This is a genomic window from Phaeacidiphilus oryzae TH49, from assembly GCF_000744815.1.
Lineage (GTDB): Bacteria > Actinomycetota > Actinomycetes > Streptomycetales > Streptomycetaceae > Phaeacidiphilus > Phaeacidiphilus oryzae.
The window spans coordinates 3,735,990-3,753,320 of record NZ_JQMQ01000005.1 but is presented as its reverse complement, the minus strand read 5'-3'; the positions used below and the strand labels follow the sequence as shown (position 1 = coordinate 3,753,320).

The 17,331-nt window shown below is 74.0% G+C and carries 16 protein-coding genes and 1 riboswitch; of the genes, 6 read left to right on the top strand and 10 right to left on the bottom strand.

Annotation, left to right across the window (positions count from 1 at the left end):
* Positions 1-9: 9 nt before the first annotated feature.
* Together BS73_RS20400 and BS73_RS38835 are read right to left on the bottom strand one after the other, a co-directional pair.
* Positions 10-1,215 (bottom strand): GNAT family N-acetyltransferase, encoded by a 1,206-nt coding sequence (locus BS73_RS20400; protein WP_161789686.1) that lies wholly within the window; start codon positions 1,213-1,215, stop codon positions 10-12.
* A 115-nt stretch (positions 1,216-1,330) separates the two neighbouring features.
* Positions 1,331-1,939, bottom strand: a complete 609-nt coding sequence (locus tag BS73_RS38835; RefSeq protein WP_200886715.1) for a hypothetical protein — start codon at positions 1,937-1,939, stop codon at positions 1,331-1,333.
* Between the two features lie 234 nt (positions 1,940-2,173).
* Here BS73_RS38835 and BS73_RS20390 point away from each other — a divergent pair, with 234 nt between their 5' ends.
* Positions 2,174-3,301: an NADH:flavin oxidoreductase gene (locus BS73_RS20390; RefSeq protein ID WP_037574546.1), complete on the top strand. Its 1,128-nt coding sequence runs from the start codon at positions 2,174-2,176 to the stop codon at positions 3,299-3,301.
* Between the two features lie 60 nt (positions 3,302-3,361).
* On the opposite strand, the gene BS73_RS20385 is transcribed toward BS73_RS20390, so the two are convergent.
* From BS73_RS20385 to BS73_RS20365, 5 genes are all read right to left on the bottom strand, one after another.
* Positions 3,362-4,018 carry a response regulator gene (locus tag BS73_RS20385; protein ID WP_037580398.1) on the bottom strand — a complete coding sequence of 219 codons (657 nt, stop codon included), beginning with the start codon at positions 4,016-4,018 and terminating at the stop codon, positions 3,362-3,364.
* Between the two features lie 167 nt (positions 4,019-4,185).
* On the bottom strand, positions 4,186-5,517 hold the full coding sequence (locus BS73_RS20380; protein ID WP_037574543.1) for a sensor histidine kinase: 1,332 nt from the start codon (positions 5,515-5,517) through the stop codon (positions 4,186-4,188).
* Positions 5,518-5,756: 239 nt separating this feature from the next.
* Positions 5,757-7,106 carry an ABC transporter permease gene (locus BS73_RS20375; protein WP_037574541.1) on the bottom strand — a complete coding sequence of 450 codons (1,350 nt, stop codon included), beginning with the start codon at positions 7,104-7,106 and terminating at the stop codon, positions 5,757-5,759.
* Complete coding sequence (locus BS73_RS20370) at positions 7,103-7,933, bottom strand: ABC transporter ATP-binding protein (protein ID WP_084704222.1); 831 nt, start codon at positions 7,931-7,933, stop codon at positions 7,103-7,105. The genes BS73_RS20375 and BS73_RS20370 overlap by 4 nt, the downstream gene beginning before the upstream one ends.
* Before the next feature lie 92 nt (positions 7,934-8,025).
* On the bottom strand, positions 8,026-8,478 hold the full coding sequence (locus BS73_RS20365; protein WP_037580394.1) for a MarR family winged helix-turn-helix transcriptional regulator: 453 nt from the start codon (positions 8,476-8,478) through the stop codon (positions 8,026-8,028).
* 174 nt (positions 8,479-8,652) lie between these two features.
* Between BS73_RS20365 and BS73_RS20360 the strand changes: the two genes are divergently transcribed.
* The 4 genes from BS73_RS20360 to BS73_RS20345 all read left to right on the top strand — a co-directional run bounded on the left by BS73_RS20360 (position 8,653) and on the right by BS73_RS20345 (position 12,751).
* Positions 8,653-10,317 carry an MFS transporter gene (locus BS73_RS20360; protein ID WP_063837033.1) on the top strand — a complete coding sequence of 555 codons (1,665 nt, stop codon included), beginning with the start codon at positions 8,653-8,655 and terminating at the stop codon, positions 10,315-10,317.
* Positions 10,314-11,042 carry a carboxypeptidase-like regulatory domain-containing protein gene (locus BS73_RS39735; RefSeq protein ID WP_235215704.1) on the top strand — a complete coding sequence of 243 codons (729 nt, stop codon included), beginning with the start codon at positions 10,314-10,316 and terminating at the stop codon, positions 11,040-11,042. The genes BS73_RS20360 and BS73_RS39735 overlap by 4 nt, the downstream gene beginning before the upstream one ends.
* A gap of 285 nt (positions 11,043-11,327) precedes the next feature.
* On the top strand, positions 11,328-11,570 hold the full coding sequence (locus BS73_RS20350) for a hypothetical protein (RefSeq protein WP_037574539.1): 243 nt from the start codon (positions 11,328-11,330) through the stop codon (positions 11,568-11,570).
* 38 nt (positions 11,571-11,608) lie between these two features.
* On the top strand, positions 11,609-12,751 hold the full coding sequence (locus tag BS73_RS20345) for an SPFH domain-containing protein (RefSeq protein ID WP_037574537.1): 1,143 nt from the start codon (positions 11,609-11,611) through the stop codon (positions 12,749-12,751).
* A gap of 272 nt (positions 12,752-13,023) precedes the next feature.
* Here the strand turns inward: BS73_RS20345 and BS73_RS36390 are convergent, their stop codons facing one another.
* Both BS73_RS36390 and nicT read right to left on the bottom strand, forming a co-directional pair.
* Positions 13,024-14,292: a L,D-transpeptidase gene (locus tag BS73_RS36390; protein ID WP_051940161.1), complete on the bottom strand. Its 1,269-nt coding sequence runs from the start codon at positions 14,290-14,292 to the stop codon at positions 13,024-13,026.
* Positions 14,293-14,537: 245 nt separating this feature from the next.
* Complete coding sequence (gene nicT, locus BS73_RS20335; RefSeq protein ID WP_084704221.1) at positions 14,538-15,677, bottom strand: Nickel transporter NicT; 1,140 nt, start codon at positions 15,675-15,677, stop codon at positions 14,538-14,540.
* A 26-nt stretch (positions 15,678-15,703) separates the two neighbouring features.
* Positions 15,704-15,921, bottom strand: a riboswitch (cobalamin riboswitch).
* An 83-nt stretch (positions 15,922-16,004) separates the two neighbouring features.
* On the opposite strand from nicT, the gene BS73_RS20330 reads away from it, so the two are divergent.
* Positions 16,005-16,358 carry an ArsR/SmtB family transcription factor gene (locus BS73_RS20330; protein WP_037574534.1) on the top strand — a complete coding sequence of 118 codons (354 nt, stop codon included), beginning with the start codon at positions 16,005-16,007 and terminating at the stop codon, positions 16,356-16,358.
* A 327-nt stretch (positions 16,359-16,685) separates the two neighbouring features.
* Here BS73_RS20330 and BS73_RS20325 read toward each other — a convergent pair whose 3' ends face one another.
* Positions 16,686-17,330, bottom strand: coding sequence for a GntR family transcriptional regulator (locus BS73_RS20325; RefSeq protein ID WP_051940160.1), 645 nt, complete (start codon positions 17,328-17,330; stop codon positions 16,686-16,688).
* Position 17,331: the final 1 nt, after the last annotated feature.

The window sequence follows — 17,331 nt, the reverse complement described above, 5'->3', positions numbered from 1 at the left end:
CCGGCGGCCTCAGAAGAAGTCGCGGGACCAGGGCGTGCGGCCGCCGAACACCGCGCCCAGCGCGGCGAGGTCGGCCTCGTCGGCGCCGGGCAGGCGGCCCAGGCGGGCGGTGGTGACGGGATCCGCCCAGCCGGTGTAGAGCGAGGCGAGGGTGCCGATGGTCAGCCGGACCCGGCCCGGGCCGCCCGGCTCTAGTACGCCGTCGCCGCCCTTGACCCGCAGGACGTACGGGCCCGCGTTCCACGGCGCGTGGGGGTCGGCGATCTCCAGCGACAGCTCGGCGTCGGCCTCCGGCCGGTAGCCGCGGGCCGCCACCGCCGCGGGCGCGTCGACCAGCCGGGTCATGAAGCCGAACCCGCGGCCCACCGGACGCGCTCCGCGCTCGCCGAGCAGCACCGGGAGGGCGACGTGCGGGGCGAGGGCGAAGCGGACGGTCCGGGCCACCGGGTGGTGGCCGGCCACCAGCTGCCACAGCGTCAACTCGCTGTCCAGGTCGGTGGCGAGGAGGTTGCTGACGGTCAGCGAGTAGAATTCGGCCTCGCCGCGCGGCTCCTCGTGCTGGAGGACGACCAGCCCGGTGATCTCGCCGTCGGACTCGACGAGGTAGCCCTCGCTGAGGCCCGGGTGGCCGAGCAACCTGCGGAAGGCGAGGTGGGGGCCGTAGGCGAGGTTGCCGGACTCGGTGCGGCCGATCCGGTCGTGGAGCCGGCGCAGCGCGGGGAGGTCCGCCTCCGAGGTCTCGCGCACCAGCAGGCGCCGGCTTGGCCGCGGCAGGTCGAGGAGCTCCCGCATCGGCAGTTCCAGCAGCGGGTGGTCGCCGGCCGACTCCCAGCCGAACCGGCGGTAGAAGGTGTGGTTCATCGGATACAGCGAGGAGATGGCCTCTCCCCGCTCCCGCATCGCCGGCAGGGCGGCGCCGACCAGCCGGCCGCCTATGCCCCCCGAGCGGCGGGTGGGGTGGACGGCGACCCCGGCGACGGCGGCCATCGGCACCCGGCGCCCGCCGAACCACTGCCCTGCCTCGTGCATCAGCCAGTGGCCGACCGGGCGCCCGCCGTCCTCCTGGTCGACGGCGACCAGCCGCCGCTCCAGGGGACCGCGGCTGCGGTCCTCCGCCTCGTCGAAGGGCTTGGGGCGCACCGCGAACGCCAGATCGGTCAGCCGCCTGAGTTCCTCGCGCTCGCCGTCCCGGGCCGTCCGCACCTCGATCACCATGCGCGCCATGCTAGAAGCCCGGACCGCGTCGATCAGGTCCTTTTCCGGGCGGGGTCGGGCCTCGGCGGTGGGGGCCGGGCCGCAGTGGTGGGGGGCAGGCCGCGGCGCGGCGGGGTCAGGCCGCCGTGGGGGTACGGGCGTCGGCGGTGCGGGCGGTGGTGGTGAGGACGCGGAGCATCACCCGCTGGTCGAACCAGAGGAGTCCGGCGGCCAGTACGCCCATCGCGGCGGCGATCGCCAGGTGCCCGGGAACGCCGGTGACCTGCATGCCGAGCGCGCCGAGGGCGAAGTGGAGGCCGACCCGGAGGAGCACCAGGCCGAGGGCGATCAGCCGGGTGCGGCCGTTCCGCCACATCGCCCGCATCAGCTTGATCCGCTTGCCGACCACGGTCGAGGAGACCGCCAGGTTGGCGGCCACCATCACCAGGACCAGGGTGCTGCCGAGGTGGAGGCTCTGCGAGAGGTCCCAGGAGGCGCCGAAGAGGCCTTCGAAGGCGAAGTACCAGTTGGGCACCGGCTGGAGGGCGGAGGGCCCCGCCGGCGGGACGGGCAGTCCCGGCTCCAGGCCGTCCCCGCCGCCGGGGAGGAAGGTCGCGAAGCCGCGGCGACCGCCGCCGCCCGGGTCCGTGCCGAGGCCGGTGGCGGCGCCGGTGGCCGTGCCCCTACCCCTACCGGTACCGGTACCGCTACCGCTGCCCGCGCCGCCGCTGGTGGTGTCGTTCATGCCGGGTGGTCCCCCTTCGGTCGAGGACCATGGTGTCGCAGCCGCGGCCCGGGCAGCAGGGGCGGGGATCACCGGAGGGGTCTGACGGATGTCATGGTCCGGACGGTGCTCCGTGGCCGGGATCACAGGCCTGAGACGGGTGCGAACGAAATGCCGTGGCCCGCGCGGCGGTTGTAGCCACGGATACTGCTTGCACATGCACATACCGACTGGTACCTGCGAGGAAGCTCACCCATGACCGTCACCGAGTCCCCGGCCTCCCGCGCGGCCGACCTCCTCTCCCGGCCGTTCGTCCTCAACGGGCTGACCATCCCCAACCGGATCGCCATGGCGCCCATGACCCGGATGTTCTCCCCCGGCGGCATCCCCGGCGAGGACGTGCGGTCGTACTACTCGCGGCGGGCCGGCGCCGGCGTCGGGCTGATCATCACCGAGGGCACCTACGTCGGCCACGACTCCGCCGGCGAGAGCGACCGCGTGCCGCGCTTCCACGGTGAGGAGCAGCTGGCCGGCTGGGCGAAGGTGGCCGAGGACGTCCACGCGGCCGGCGGCACGATCGTCCCGCAGCTGTGGCACATCGGCATGACCCGCAAGCCCGGCTCCGCGCCCTTCCCGGAGGCCCCCGTGGTCGGTCCCTCCGGCATCCGGGTGGACGGCACCGAGAACGCCGGCAAGGCGATGACCCAGCGCGACCTGGACGACGTGATCGGCGCCTTCGCGCAGTCCGCCGCCGCGGCCGAGCGGATCGGCTTCGACGGCGTCGAGCTGCACGGCGCGCACGGCTACCTGGTCGACCAGTTCCTCTGGGAGCGGACCAACCGGCGGACCGACGCCTACGGCGGCGACCCGGTCTCCCGGACCAAGTTCGCCGCCGAGATCGCGGCCGCGGTCCGCGAGACGGTCTCCCCGGACTTCCCGGTGATCTTCCGGTACTCGCAGTGGAAGCAGGAGGCGTACGACGCCCGGCTGGCCGACACCCCGGAGCAGCTGGAGGCCCTGCTGACGCCGCTCGCCGCGGCCGGCGTGGACGCCTTCCACGCCTCCACCCGCCGCTACTGGATCCCCGAGTTCGAGGGTTCCGACCTCAACCTGGCCGGCTGGACCAAGAAGCTCACCGGCAAGCCGGCCATCACGGTGGGCTCGGTCGGCCTGGACGGCGACTTCCTCAGCGCCTTCGCCGGCCAGGACTCGCCGCTGAAGGGCATCGAGAACCTCCTCGACCGGCTGGAGCGCGACGAGTTCGACCTGGTCGCGGTCGGCCGCGCGCTGCTGCAGGACCCGGAGTGGGCGGCGAAGGTGCTCTCCGGCCGCCTCGACGAGCTGCAGCCGTACGACGCCGCCTCGCTCAAGACCCTCAGCTGAGGCGGGAGTTCGATTGAGGCGTGCCTTCGGCCAAGGCGGGTCTTCGGCTGAGGCGGCCGTTCAGCCGAGCCGGTCGAGGTAGTGCAGCACCGCCAGGACCCGGCGGTGCTGCGACTCGGTGCGGGGGAGGCCGAGCTTGTCGAAGATCGCCGCCGTGTGCTTCTCCACCGCCCGCCGGGAGACGCCGAGGGACTCCGCGATCCCGCCGTTGGTGCGGCCCTCGGCCATCGCGGAGAGGACCTCGCGCTCCCGCCCGGTGAGCGCGGAGAGGGTCTCGGCGGCCCGGCGGGCGGCCAGCAGCTGGGCGACCACCTCCGGGTCGAGCGCCGTGCCGCCGGCCGCCACCCGGCGCAGCGCGGCCACGAACTCGTCGATGTCCACGACGCGTTCCTTGAGGAGGTAGCCGAGCCCGGCCAGCCCGCTGGGCCCGCCTGCCAGCCGGTCGGCGTACCGGGTCTCGACGTACTGGGAGAAGAGGAGGACGCCGAGCTCGGGGTGGCGCTCGCGGAGTTCCAGCGCGGCCCGCAGGCCGTCGTCCCGGTGGGTCGGCGGCATCCGGATGTCGGCCACCACCGCGTCCGGGCGCAGCTCCTCGACGGCGGCGACCAGCGCGTCTGCGTCGCCGACGGCGGCGACCACGTCCAGGTCGCGGTCGCGGAGGATCTGCACCAGGCCCTCGCGGACCACGGCCGCGTCCTCGGCGACGACCACCCGCAGCGGCTCGGCCGGCTCGGTCGGTTGGGCCGGTTGGGCCGGTTGGGCCGGTTGGGCCGGTTGCCCGGTGGACGGGGTCGGGGTCGGGGTCGGCGGCGGCGTAGGCGTAGGCGGTGTCTGCGGCATGCGGCGGTCCCAGGGCTCCCGTGGTCGGCGGCGCGGCGGTCCCGCTACCCGCCTGGCTGACGCGCTGTCAGCTCTCCTGCGGGCAGCGGCAGTTCGACGGTGACGGCGGTGGGCCCGCCGTCCGGGCTGTCGATCAGCAGCCGTCCGTCCACGGTACTGACCCGTTCCGCCAGCCCGGCCAGCCCGGTGCCGCCGGAACCCCGTGTCGCACCGCCCGGCCGCAGCCGCGCGCCGCCGCGTCCGTCGTCGCGGACGGTCAGCCGCAGCCGGCCGTCCGCCTCCCGCGCGGAGATCCGGACCCTTGTCGCGCCCGAGTGCCGCGAGGCGTTGGCGAGCAGTTCGGCCGCGCAGAAGTAGGCGATGGTCTCGATCGCCTCCGGCGGCCGGACCGGCAGCTCCACCACCGCCTCGGCGGGCAGCCCGGCCCGCGCCGCCAGGGTCTCGAGCGCCACGTCCAGGCCCTCGTTGAGGGCGGGCGGATGGATGCCCCGGACGAGCTCCCGGATCTCGGTGATCGCGGTGCGCGAGTCCGCCAGCGCGGCGTCCACCAGCTCCCGTCCGCGGGCCAACTCCGGCTCCCCGCCCGGGATCCGGGCCAGCTGCTCACGCGCCCGGGCCAGCGTCATCGCCACCGCGACCAGCCGCGCCTGGGCGCCGTCGTGGAGATCCCGCTCGATCCGGCGGAGGGTCGCCGCCGAGTCCTGGACGGCCAGCGCGCGGGTCTCCTCCAGCTCATGGACGCGGACGTCCAGGCGGCCGGGCCCGAGCAGTCCGCGGGCCATCGGCCGGATCACCAGGCTGAGCAGTCCCCGGGTGAACCAGGCGGAGAGCGCCATCGGCAGCAGCCCGGCCAGGCAGACCAGCAGCGCGGCCCACCAGTTGTCGAGGTGGACCCCGCCGAAGCCGAGCCCGAGGCCGCGGTGGCCGTCGTCGCCCCGCACCAGCCGCCACCAGATCGGATAGCTCAGCGCGGCCAGCCCGTACAGGCGCGGCACCACGGCCACCGCCACCAGCAGCACCCCGATCGGGGGGAAGGCCAGCGCGAAGGCGGCGGCCCGCCAGCCGTCGGCGTCGGTCAGCGAGGCCCGGACGCGGTCCAGCAGCCCGCGGGGCGACCGGGCCCGGCGCGGCGGCGGCTGGATCCGCTCGCCGAGCAGTCCGCGGAGCAGCCCGCGGTGGACGGCCCCGATGCCGCGGGCCGCGAACAGCGCGCCGATCAGCAGCACCACACCGACCTGGGTGACCGAGGCGACCAGCCCGAAGGCGAGGAGCACCAGCAGCGCGACCCCGCAGACGAACCCGGGGGCCGGGGCGAGCAGCCCGTAGGCGGCCTCCCTCGGCCGGCCGAGGAGCGCACGCAGCAGACGGCGCGTCATCCGCGGGTTCCCAAGTTCGCGCCACCGGCCGGCGGGCGCGCGCGGTACTCGGCCACGGGGTTCGGGTCGCCGCCGTCCGTCGGCCGTCGCCGGGTGCGGCGCCGTGCTGGGCCGGGCGGGCGGTTCCCCGCGCCCGTCGCCCGCGGCTGCGGCGCTGCGTTCGAGGCGGCGTCGGCTGCCAGCATGATGGTCTCCCTCGGCGCGGCCCTCATTATCACCGACCGCCGTCTGACCGGCCGTCAACCGCTGCGGCGGGTCAGACCGTCCATCGGCCGCACCCGCAGCATCCGCGGCAGCGGGGCCCCGGCGGACGCCGCCACCAGCACCGTTCCGAACAGCAGGACGGCGAGCCAGACCCACCCCGGCACCCCGCTCAGCGGCGTGCCGGTACGGGCGCCGAGCGGCAGCATCACCGCGAAGCCCGCGGCCGTCCCGGCGCCCACCCCGGCCACCGCGATGATCAGGCACTCCGCCGCGACCGTCCGGACGATCTGGCGCCGCTCCGCGCCGACCGCCCGCAGCAGCGAGAACTCCCGCAGCCGCTCAAGGGTCAGCATCACCAGCGTGTTGGCGGCCACCAGCCCGGCGAAGCCGACGTAGAGCAGGGTGCCGAAGACCTCCCCCCAGTCGTCGGATGCGGCCCCGGATCCGGTCAGCGAGGTGAACTTGGCCACCGCGAACGCCGTGACCAGCGCGATCGGGGTGATCGCGGCGGACAGCCGGCGCGCCCTCGCCCGGGTCCCGGCGATCGCCAGCTCCCCGGGCGCCCCGCCGAACGCCCGCAGCAGAGGGGCGCAGAGGACGATCGCGCACCGCCCGATCCACGGCCCGGCGAAGCCGATCGCGACCAGGTAGGCGAGCAGCACCAGCGGGATCACCTGGGCCGCGTTCTCGACCGACCCCGCCTCCGCGACCCCGGTCAGCACCACCGCACCGCCCAGGACCGGCAGCGACACCAACCCCCGTGCCGCGCCCACCCGTTCACCGCCCTGGACGGCGGTCTCGGCGAGCGCCTCCGACGGCCGGGTACGGGACGCCCGCAGCCCCGCGACCAGGCCGCCGAGCTGTGAGCAGACCACCAGCACCCCACCCGCGGCGGCCAGCGGCGGCCACCCGGAGTGGAAGGGGACACCGGCCGGGGCCATCCCGTGCCCGGCCAGGCCGTGCAGCCAGAAGCTCCCGAGCCGCGTCCCCAGTACGTATCCGACGGGCAGCGCGGCGAGCGCGGTGCCGAGTGCCTCGACGGCGACCATCCGGCGGATCTGCCGGGGCTCGGCGCCGATCGCGCGCAGCAGCGCGCTCTCCCGCCTGAGCTGGGCCACGGCCAGTGACATCACCTGGCCGATCACGAAGACGGACAGATACACCGTCAGCACACAGAAGGCGACGCCCGTGTCGGAGAGTTCGGCGAGCTGCGCGCGGGCGGTCGCATCCGCCCCGCGCGGCGCCGTCGAGGCCGAGACGGCGATCGAGACGCTCGCGGTGACCACCGTGGCGGCCAGCACCAGCGCGGCGAAGGTGCCCGCCAGGGCCGAGGGCCGGGAGCGGACGGCGGCGGTGGCCAGCCCGGTGGGGCGGAGGACGCTCATCGGAACCGCCCTCCCGCCGCGGCGGTCCCGACGGCGGGAGAGCCGTCGCCCCCGCCACCGGGCCCGGTCCCGAGCCCGGTTTTGAGCCCGGTCCCGGGAACGGCCGCTGATCCGATTCCGGGCCCGGACCCGAACCCGGCCGCTGCTCCGGCTCCGGTGTCCTGGACCAGCCGGCCGTGGTCCAGTCGCAGCACCCGGTCCGCCCGGGCCGTCACCGCCGGGTCGTGGGTGACCAGCACGACGGTCGCGCCCTGCCGGTCCACCGCCTCGCGCAGCAGGTCCAGGATCCCGGCCGCGGTCTCCTGGTCGAGGGCCCCGGTCGGCTCGTCCGCGAAGACCACCTCGGGCTCGGTGATCAGCGCCCGCGCGATGGCCACCCGCTGCTGCTGGCCGCCCGACAGCTCGCCGGGACGGGCGTCGGCCCGTCCCTCCAGGCCGACCCGGGCCAGCCACTCCCGCGCCCGGGCCGGGTCGCGGCGCCGCCCCTCCAGCCGGAGCGGCAGCAGCACGTTCTGCTGCGCGGTCAGCGCGGGCAGCAGGTTGAAGGACTGGAAGACGAACCCGACCCGGGTGCGCCGCAGCCGGGACAGCTCGCGCTCCCGCATCCGGCTGATCTCCCGGCCGCCGAGCCGCACCACCCCGGAGGTGGGCCGGTCCAGCCCGGCGGCGCACTGCAGAAAGGTCGACTTGCCCGAGCCGGACGGCCCGGTCACGGCCGTCAGCGTGTGCTCCGGCACCCGGACGTCGATCTCGCACAGGGCGTGGACGGCGCGCGACCGGCGGCCGTAGGACCGGCTGACATGATCCAGCTCAAGCACGGTGTTCATGCCGTCAACGCTAGGAACCACCAGGTCAGCGCGGAATGGAGCGGCCCCCCGCTCCCGGGGTTCGGAAGAACCGAACCCCGGCCGGCACCGGGCTAGGGCCGCGGCCAGGGGCGGCCCTCGATCTGCTCGATGGAGGCGTTGAAGCGGCGGAGGCAGTCCACGAAGTTCTGCACCTCCTCCGGGGACCAGTCGGCGAGGACCTTGTCCAGGCCGCCGACCATCTCGCTGCGCGCCTCGGCGAGCCGCCGCGAGCCGTCCTCGGTGAGCCGGAACTTGCGGGCGATCCCGCCCTCCGGGTCGGGGATCCGCTCGATCAGGCCTTCCCTGGTCATCGCCTTGGTCTGCCGGTTGAGGGTGGACGCGTCCAGGCCGAAGGCCTCGCTCAGCTCGCCGATGGACATCATCCCGACCAACTCCAGCCTGGAGAGCAGGATGTAGGCGCTGCGCTCCAGACTGCCCGCGGTGTGCTTGGTACGGGAGCTCAGCCAGACGTGCCGGCCCAGCAGCATCGTCTCGTACTCCACCGCCTCGGTCGGCTTCTTCACGCCCACTCCCACTGCTTCCGCTGCCGCCTCGTCTCGCCCCCAGGCCAGTATGGACCGGCGAAGGCGAATGTGTAGTCAGCATACGTTGTGCAGTGCACACGTTCTATGTATGGTGCACATTGCTGTCGCTCGGGCCGGTCGAGCGCCGGGGTGGACCTAGGAGGAACCCTCACCATGACCACCGCCAGACCCACGACGGCGCGACCAGGGGCCGTCGTCTTCACGCTGGCCTTCGCCGGCATCGTGGTCGCCCTGATGCAGACGCTGATCATCCCGATCGTGGGTGATCTGCCGAAGCTCCTGAACACCTCCGCCTCCAACGCCACCTGGGCGATCACCGTCACCCTCCTCGCGGCCGCGGTCGCCACCCCCACCGTCGGCAGGCTCGGCGACCTCTACGGCAAGCGCCCGATGCTGCTGATCAGCATCGTTCCGCTGGTCGGCGGCTCGGTGCTGTGCGCGTTCTCGGACTCGCTGCTGCCGATGGTGATCGGCCGGGCGCTCCAAGGACTCGCCTCCGGCCTGATCGCTCTCGGCATCAGCGCGCTCCGCGACCTGATGCCGCCCGAGCGGCTCGGCTCCTCGGTCGCCCTGATCAGCTCCTCGCTGGGGATCGGCGGCGCCCTCGGCCTCCCGCTGGCCGCGGCCATCGCCCAGCACTCCGACTGGCACGTGCTGTTCTGGGTGTCGGCCGGCCTCGGCCTGGTCTCCGGACTGCTGATCCTGCTGTTCGTCCCGAAGACCCCGCGCCGGGCGGCGGCGGCCGGGCGCTCCCGCTTCGACTTCGCCGGGGCCGTGGGCCTCGGGGCCGGCCTCGCCTGCCTGCTGCTGGCGATCTCCAAGGGCTCCGACTGGGGCTGGACCAGCGGCACCACCCTCGGGATGCTCGGCGGCGCGGTGGCCCTGCTGCTGATCTGGGGCTGGTGGGAGCTGCGCTGCAAGGACCCGGTGGTGGACCTCCGCACCACGGCCCGCGGCCAGGTGCTGGTCACCAACCTGGCCTCGGTGATCGTCGGATTCGCCATGTACGCCCAGCAGCTGATCATGCCTCAGCTGATGGAGCTGCCCAGGGCCACCGGCTACGGCCTCGGCCAGTCCATCCAGGCCACCGGCCTGTGGATGATGCCGGGCGGGCTGGGGATGATGCTGGTCTCACCGATCGGCGCCAAGCTCACCGCCAGGACCAACGCCAAGATCACCCTGACCGTCGGCGCGATCGTCCTGGCCGCCGGCTACGGCACCGCGGTCGGCCTGATGGGCCACCCGTGGGGCCTGATGATCGCCGCGCTGATCGCCAGCATCGGCGTCGGCTTCGGGTACGGCGCCATGCCGGCCCTGATCATGGGCGGGGTGCCGATCTCCGAGACCGCCTCGGCCAACAGCTTCAACACCCTGATGCGGTCGATCGGCACCACCGTCTCCTCGGCGGTGATCGGCGTCGTCCTGGCCCATATGACGGTGACGATGGGCGGCGTCGCCCTGCCCTCGCGTACCGGCTTCAGGACCGGGCTGCTGATCGGCTGCGGGGTCGCCGTGGTCGCCGGGGCGGTCGCGCTGGCCATCCCGCTGAACAGGGCGTCGCGGGGCGCGTCGGCCGCGGAGGACGCGCGGGACGCACAGGACGCGCAGGCCCCGCAGGCCGAGCAGGTCCTGCGGGACGCCCAGGGCGCGGAGGTCGGGGCCGGCTCCGCCGCCGAGGCCGTGGCCGCCCCACCCCCGTGCACGCGGCGGTCGCCGCCCTCGCCGCCGAGGCGGCCGACGCCGCCCGGGAGCCCGCCCCCGCCGTCCACGGCAGCGTCCTCTCCTCGGACGGCCGGCCGGTCCCCGGCGCGACCGTGACCGCGATCGACCAGACGGGCCGCCAGCTCGCCCTGGCCCGCTCCGGCGCCGACGGCCGGTACGCCGTCCGCCCGTTCGCCGCCGGGGCGCTCGGCGCGGACGGCGCGGACGCCCTGGTGCTGATCGCCTCCGCCCCCGGCCACCAGCCGGAGGCCACCACCGTCCCGCTGCGCCCCGGCGCCGGCCCGGCCGCCGTCGACCTCCTGCTCGGCGGATCGACCGGCATCCACGGCACGGTCCTCGGCTCCGGCGGCCTGCCCGTGGCGGGAGCCCTGGTGGTGGTCACCGACCAGGCCGGCGAGGTGGTCGCCTCCGGCCTGACCTCCGCCGAGGGCGGGTACGGCTTCGAGCGGCTGGCGCCCGGCGGGTACACCCTGGCGTTCACCGCCGAGGGGCACCAGCCGGTCGCCGTCCCGGTCGACGCCGGCGCCGGCGGACCGGTCCGCCAGGACCTCACCCTGCCGCAGGCCGCCGCCATACGCGGAGTCGTCCGCGACCCGGCCGGCCGGCCGCTGGCGCACGCCAAGGTCTCCCTCCTCGACGCCGGCGGATCGGTGGTCCGCAACCACCTCACCGGCGAGGACGGCGCGTACGCCTTCGACGGCCTGGCCGGCTCCGAGTTCACCCTGGTCGCCACCGGCTACCCGCCGGCCAGCACGGCGGTCTCGCTGCAGGGGGGCGGCCGGGACGGCGTCGACCTGGCGCTGGCCCACGGCGCCGACTGACGGCCGGCGGGCGGCCGGCGGGCGACCGGCCGACGACCGGCCGCCGGCCCGAGAACGCCCGAGGGAGCGCCGCCCACCCGTCCTCGACGGGAGGGCGGCGCTCCCTTCGCGCTTCCCAGCGGTCGCGCGCGTCCCGCGCGCTACTGAAGATCCGCTGAATTCGCGCCGGTGAGGCGTCATCCGACCCGGTCGGCGGGAAGATAGGCGGCAGGTTCCGGACGAGGCCGGATCCGACCGCCGACAGAGGTGGACACGCGCCAGAGGGAGACGAGGGGGAGAGCGCCCGTGGCACGGGACGAGGACGTCATCGGCTGTACCGGCGTACTGGTCGTGGGAACCCGCGGCGACGCCGGTCCGGGCGAGGTCCTGGTCCGGGTGCGGGGCGGCTCCGAGACGTTGATCGCCTGGTCGTCCGAACCGCTGGCCCCAGGGGCCCAGGTGCTGGTCATCGACTCGCGCGGGGCCCGACAGGTCGACGTCATCGCATGGTCAGACACCGAGGCCGACCCGCTGGACCAGCTCAACTGAGGCTGACACACATCATCGACGTCACATGAGGGGACGAGATGTTCGGTTACCGGGTGCCCGCGCCCGACCAGGCGATGCTGATCTCCGGGGGGCGGAGGGGGCTCCAGGGAGCACCGTTCCGGGTGGTCACCGGGCACGGCAAGTTCGTCCTGCCGGTCTTCCGCAAGGTCCGCTACCTCACCCTCGCGATGTGCGAGGCAGAGGTCGCCGAGACCTGCGTGACCCGGCAGGGGATCGCGCTCACCGTCCGCGCGGTGATCGCGTTCAAGGTGGGCAACGACGACGAGAGCATCGTCAACGCCGGCCAGCGGTTCCTCTCCGACCAGGACCAGATGTCGATCCTGACCGGCCGGATCTTCGCCGGCCACCTGCGGTCGATCATCGGCTCGATGACGGTCGAGGAGATCGTGACGGAGCGCCAGAAGCTGGCCACCGAGGTGCTGGACACATCGAAGGCGGAGATGGCCAAGATCGGCCTGATCGTGGACTCTCTGCAGATCCAGTCCATCGACGACGGCAAGACCGGCTACATCGACGCGATGTCCGCCCCGCACCGGGCCGCGATCCAGCGGCAGGCGCAGATCGCCCAGGCCGAGGCCTCCCGGGCGGCGGCCGAGGCGCAGCAGGCGGCGGCCCGCAAGCAGGCCGAGTACACCCGCGAGACCTCGGTGGTCCAGGCGCAGTACCAGGCCGAGGTGGACCAGGCGCAGGCCAGGGCCGCACAGGCCGGCCCGCTGGCGCAGGCCAGCGCGCAGCAGGAGGTGCTGGCCGCGCAGACCGAACTGGCCCAGCGGCAGGCGCTGCTGCGTCAGCAGCAGCTGATCGCCGAGGTGGTCAAGCCGGCCGAGGCGGAGGCCGAGCGGATCCGGGTGATGGCCAAGGCCGACGCGGAGCGGATGCGGATCCAGGCCGAGGCGGCGGCGTCCAACGACCGGGTGGCGCTGGACCAGAAGCTGATCGACCAGCTGCCGATGATCGTCAAGGAGGCGGCGGCGGGTCTGTCCGGAGCCAACGTCAACGTCCTGAACGGGGCGGACGGCCTCGGCGAGATCGCCGCCGGGCTGGTCGGCCAGGGCCTGACCATTCTGGACTCGGTCCGCAACAACCTCCGCAACGGCGACGGCAGCGGCGCCGGCGCTCAGCGCTCGACGCCGAAGGAGCGGCTCGCGATCGACGAGTAGCCCGCGGCTGCGCCCTGCGCGGGCGGCGACGCGCTCGCGCGTCGGCGGGTGCGGCGCCGTTCGCGGCGGGCCGCGCAGTTCCCGCGCCCCTTGATTTGCTTCGCAAATCGCGGGGCGCCCCGGATTCGCGGCCCGAAGGGCCAGGCGAATCAGGGGCGCGGGGAACTGCGCGGCCCGCCGACTACGCAGCCGCACCCGCCGACGCACGACCGCGTCGCCGCCCCTCCCGCGTGGTGACCGGTGCGGGAAGGGCCACGGGGAAAGGCCGACCGCTACGCGTTGTACGCCGCGGACGAGCCCGTCTTCCACTGCGACCAGGACATGTTCCAGTCCGCGAACCCGTTGTCCGCCGCCGCCTTGTCACCGGACCCGTTCACCGTGACCGGATCCCCCGGCTTCACGTAGCCGTACAGCCACTTGGCGTCCGCCAGCGCGAGATGGATGCAGCCGTGCGAGCTGTTGTCCGAGCCCGGGTCGGTGTCGCCGGTCGAGTAGTGGATGTACGTACCGGAGTACGTCAGGTGGAGGTCCCACGGCAGGGACAGGTCGTAGTAGTTGGGGTCGCTCTTCGAGCACGCTATCCCGACGCTGCACGAGGTCATGTGCACCGTGGGCTGCTTGTCGATGATCGCCATCGTCCCGGTCCAGGTGGACATCCCCGGCCGCCCGGCGTCCGAGGCCATGGTCCGCACCAGCTTGCCGCCGTTGTAGACCTTCATCTGGTGGGAGTTGATGTCGTCGACCACCCGCACGTCGGAGCCGACGGTGAAGTGGTGGACGTAGTCGTGTATCCCCAGCCGCCCGTTGCCGTCCGAGACGCCGTTGAAGTCGGCGGCCACGGTGACCTTGGTGCCGGTCTGCCAGTAGTTCTGCGGCCGCCAGTCCACCCGGCTGTCGCCGAACCAGTGGAAGGCCCCGGTGGTGCCGTTCGAGGTGGTGATCTTGATCTGCTTCTCGATGGCGGCCCGGGCCGACTCGGCGACCGGGGTGGAGAAGATGATCGAGACCGGCTGCGCGACGCCGACCACGGAGTCCTTGGCGGGGCTGATCGAGTCCAGCAGCATCTGGCTGTCGCTGCCCGGGGACTCGGTGGTGAAAGAGATCCGGTCCACCTTGGGCTTGGTGCCGGAACCGGACGTGGCACTGGCCCGCAGCACGTACTTGGCGCCCGTGCCCAGCGGGGAGGTCGGCGTCCAGGTCCCGGACTTCAGCGTGCCGGCCACCGGGTCGCCCTGGGAGTCGGCGACGGTGACGGAGGCCAGCGTGCCGCCGGTCACGTTCAGCTTCACCGGCTTGTCGGTGGCCACACCGCCGTCCGAGGCCTTGCTGAACGCCACCGAGATCTTCGCGTCGGAGACCTTCATCTGCTGACTGGCGCTGCCGCCGCTGCCGCCGGAGGAGCAGGCGCTCGCGCCCACCAGCGCCAGCGCGGCGACCGCGGCCATCCCGGTCGTCCGCCGGACGACCCTCCGCCCGCGTGCGCCGCCGTCCCGCCGCTCCTTCTCGCCGCCCGGCGCCGCCGCGCCGCCCGACTCCGCCACCGTCTGTGACCCTGACCCTGCCCGTGCCACCCGTGCTCTCCCCTGAATCCGCCGTACCCGTCGGCCGCCGGCGGGCCCGCTCACCCGGTCGTGCGGGTCGTCCCGGTCGTTCCGGGCGTCCTGCCCGTTCCGGTCGACCCAGCCGTACCGGACGTTCACGTCGTCCCCACCGGTGCCACTCTTGAGTGACGTTCACCCGGCGCACCCGGTTCCGGTGTGCCGAGTTCCACGTTATGCCGGATTCCTCAGAGCTTCTCGCCCGCCCCCGCGGTGTACCGGCGCTCCACCCCGCCGAGCCTCCAGTAGGCCAGCGCACCCGCCCACACCAGTACGAAGAGGCCGGCGATCACGAAGCCGACGTTGTTCAGGTCGACGCCCGAGATCCAGCCGCTGACCGGGTCGGCGAGCCCCAGCTGCCGGTGCAGCACACCCACCAGTTCCACCGTGCCGATCAGGAACGCCACCGCCACCGAGAGCCCGGTGATGGTGAGGTTGTAGTAGACCTTGCGGACCGGGTTGGCGAAGGCCCATTCATACGCGAAATTCATGAAGGTGCCGTCCAGAGTGTCGAAGAGTGACATCCCGGCGGCGAAGAGCAGCGGCAGGCAGACGATGCCGTACCAGGGCAGCCCGGCGGCGGCGCCGCTGCCCGCCATCACCATCAGGGTCACCTCGGTCGCGGTGTCGAAGCCGATCCCGAAGAGGAGGCCCACCGGGTACATCTGGCCCGGCCGGGTGATCGAGCGGGTCAGCCGGCCGAGGACCCGGTTGAGGAGCCCGCGGCCGTCCAGCCGCCGCTCCAGCTCCCGCTCGTCGAAGACGCCGGAGCGCATGGCCCGGAAGACCCGGGCGATCCCGGCCAGCGAGACCAGGTTGAGTGCGGCGATGAGATAGAGGAAGCCGCCGGAGACGCAGGTGCCGACGAGCTCCAGCACCCGGTGGGCGCCCGAGCCCTGGCCGGCGCCGGTCCCGGTGAGGGTGCCCACGGCCCGGGTGCCGGTGGCGATCAGCAGCGCCAGCAGGACGACCACGCTGGAGTGGCCGAGGGCGAACCAGAAGCCGACCGAGACCGGCCGCTTGCCGTCCGCCATCAGCTTGCGGGTGGTGTTGTCGATGGCGGCGATGTGGTCCGCGTCGAAGGCGTGCCGCATGCCGAGGGTGTACGCGGTGATCCCGAGCCCGACCCCGAACACCTGGTTCCCCACGGTGTGCCGGCGTGGCGCCACCACCAGGAGCAGCAGGCCGAAGGCCAGCAGGTGGAGGGCGAGGATGACGGCCAGCAGCCCCCCGGTCCGCAGCCAGTCCGCGCGGGTGCGGCGGGGGACGGCCGAACTCTTCTTCTGCTGCTTCTGCGCCTGCGTCGACGCAGGCATACCGGTAGCCATGGCAGCCTCTCCAGCACCTCGTGGATGGGTTATCGCGTGCCGTGGCCGGTCTCCTGGCTTACGGGTGCTGACGTCGTTCGCGCCTGGCCTTCCAGGTGTCCGGGGGTGATGCCCCCGGGCTCCCGTGACCCAACCGTCCTCCGACGAGGACTCGCTGACGGCACGTCGACTTCCCGATCACAGTGGCGAGGGCCGCTCCGGTCTTCCACCGGTCTTCCCGAGCACCACGGCGCGCCCACGGTATCCGGGGCCGGGCATGAGCTACAAGCCTGCACAGATGTGCAGATGTGCAGAGGCGGGGGAGGCCGGCGGGGCAGGATGGGGGCCATGCATCTGGTTCCCGCCGAGCGCGCCCACCGGCGCGCGATCGATGAGCACACGGTGTGCGAGGCAATCGCCGGGATCGGCGACCCGGCCGGGGTGCGCGCCTGGTCCGAGCTGTTCGGCCTGCTGGCCGATCCGGGCCGGCTCTCGCTGCTGCTCGCGGTGCGGAGCGCGGGGCCGATCGCGGTCTCCGACCTCGCCCTCGCGACCGGCATCAGCGACACGGCGGTCTCGCAGGCGCTGCGGCTGCTCCGCGCGGCGGGCGCGGTCCGCGCGGAGAAGGAGGGCCGGGTCGTCCGCTACTCCCTCAGCTCCCCGCGGGTGGACATGCTGCTGGCCAACCTCACCGCTTCTTGAACGGCGGCAGGACGACGCAGGCGACGATGCCGGCGACGAAGGCGAGAACCAGCAGCGAGAACCCGATGGTCTCCAACGCGGTCATGTCCCCAAACTAGGCGGCTGGGCCGCGCCGCGCACCCCGAGCACGCCCCCCGGAGGCAGCGCCGCCGGGCGCGCCTCGGGGGCGGGGAACTGCGCGGCCGGCCGTCCACGGCGCGCACTCGGCAACGCCTACCGGGTTGCAACCCGGTGTCCGCCGCCGGACGAACCGCCGTTCCGCGCTGGGCGCGCAGTTCCCCGCGCCCCCGATTCGCGCCTGGCGGCGCCGCATCCGGGGCGGAGCCCTCAGGCGTCCGCCGGCGGAAAGGTCAGGCGCGCCCGGACGCACTCCAGCGTGCCGGCGCGGTGCCGGGCGTGGAGGCCGGGCAGCGCCGCGTGGTCCCCGGACGCCAGCGCGTCCACGATCGCGTCGTGCTCGGCCACGATCCGCCGCACCGTGTCCGGATCGGACACGTACACCGCCCGGTACGCCTGGGTGAGGAACCACACCCGCTCCAGCTCGGCAGTCAGCAGGCCGAGGCCCGCCGCCGCGAAGACCCGGAAGTGGAACTCGTGGTTCAGCGTGGACACCGCGCGCAGCTCCCCCGCCGCGTCCGCCGCCGCCAGCCGCCGGTTGATCTCCCGCAGCCGCTCCACCTCGGCGTCCCCGAACCGCGGCAGCGACTCCAGCACCTCGGTCTCGATCAGCTCGCGCAGCCGGTACGCCTGGCTCAGCTCGGACCAGCTCAGCTCGCGGATCGCGTAGCCGGCGTTCCGCCGGTACTCCAGCAGCCCGTCCGAGGCCAGCGACTGGAGCGCCTCGCGGACCGGCTGCCGGCTCAGCCCCAGCCGGTCCGCCAGCAGTTCCTGGCGCACCGGCTGGCCCGGCCGCAGCCCGCCTTCCGCGAGCAGCGCCCGGACCTCCTCGACCACCAGGTCCACCGACGTCATA

Coding starts and splice junctions, on each gene's coding strand:
- BS73_RS20345 (WP_037574537.1), top strand. CDS start 11,609: ATGTTCGGTTACCGGGTGCCCGCGCCCGACCAGGCGATGCTGATCTCC.
- BS73_RS20360 (WP_063837033.1), top strand. CDS start 8,653: ATGACCACCGCCAGACCCACGACGGCGCGACCAGGGGCCGTCGTCTTC.
- BS73_RS20325 (WP_051940160.1), bottom strand. CDS start 17,330: ATGACGTCGGTGGACCTGGTGGTCGAGGAGGTCCGGGCGCTGCTCGCG.
- BS73_RS20400 (WP_161789686.1), bottom strand. CDS start 1,215: ATGGTGATCGAGGTGCGGACGGCCCGGGACGGCGAGCGCGAGGAACTC.
- BS73_RS20330 (WP_037574534.1), top strand. CDS start 16,005: ATGCATCTGGTTCCCGCCGAGCGCGCCCACCGGCGCGCGATCGATGAG.
- nicT (WP_084704221.1), bottom strand. CDS start 15,677: ATGGCTACCGGTATGCCTGCGTCGACGCAGGCGCAGAAGCAGCAGAAG.
- BS73_RS20390 (WP_037574546.1), top strand. CDS start 2,174: ATGACCGTCACCGAGTCCCCGGCCTCCCGCGCGGCCGACCTCCTCTCC.
- BS73_RS38835 (WP_200886715.1), bottom strand. CDS start 1,939: ATGAACGACACCACCAGCGGCGGCGCGGGCAGCGGTAGCGGTACCGGT.
- BS73_RS20380 (WP_037574543.1), bottom strand. CDS start 5,517: ATGACGCGCCGTCTGCTGCGTGCGCTCCTCGGCCGGCCGAGGGAGGCC.
- BS73_RS20370 (WP_084704222.1), bottom strand. CDS start 7,933: ATGAACACCGTGCTTGAGCTGGATCATGTCAGCCGGTCCTACGGCCGC.
- BS73_RS20375 (WP_037574541.1), bottom strand. CDS start 7,106: ATGAGCGTCCTCCGCCCCACCGGGCTGGCCACCGCCGCCGTCCGCTCC.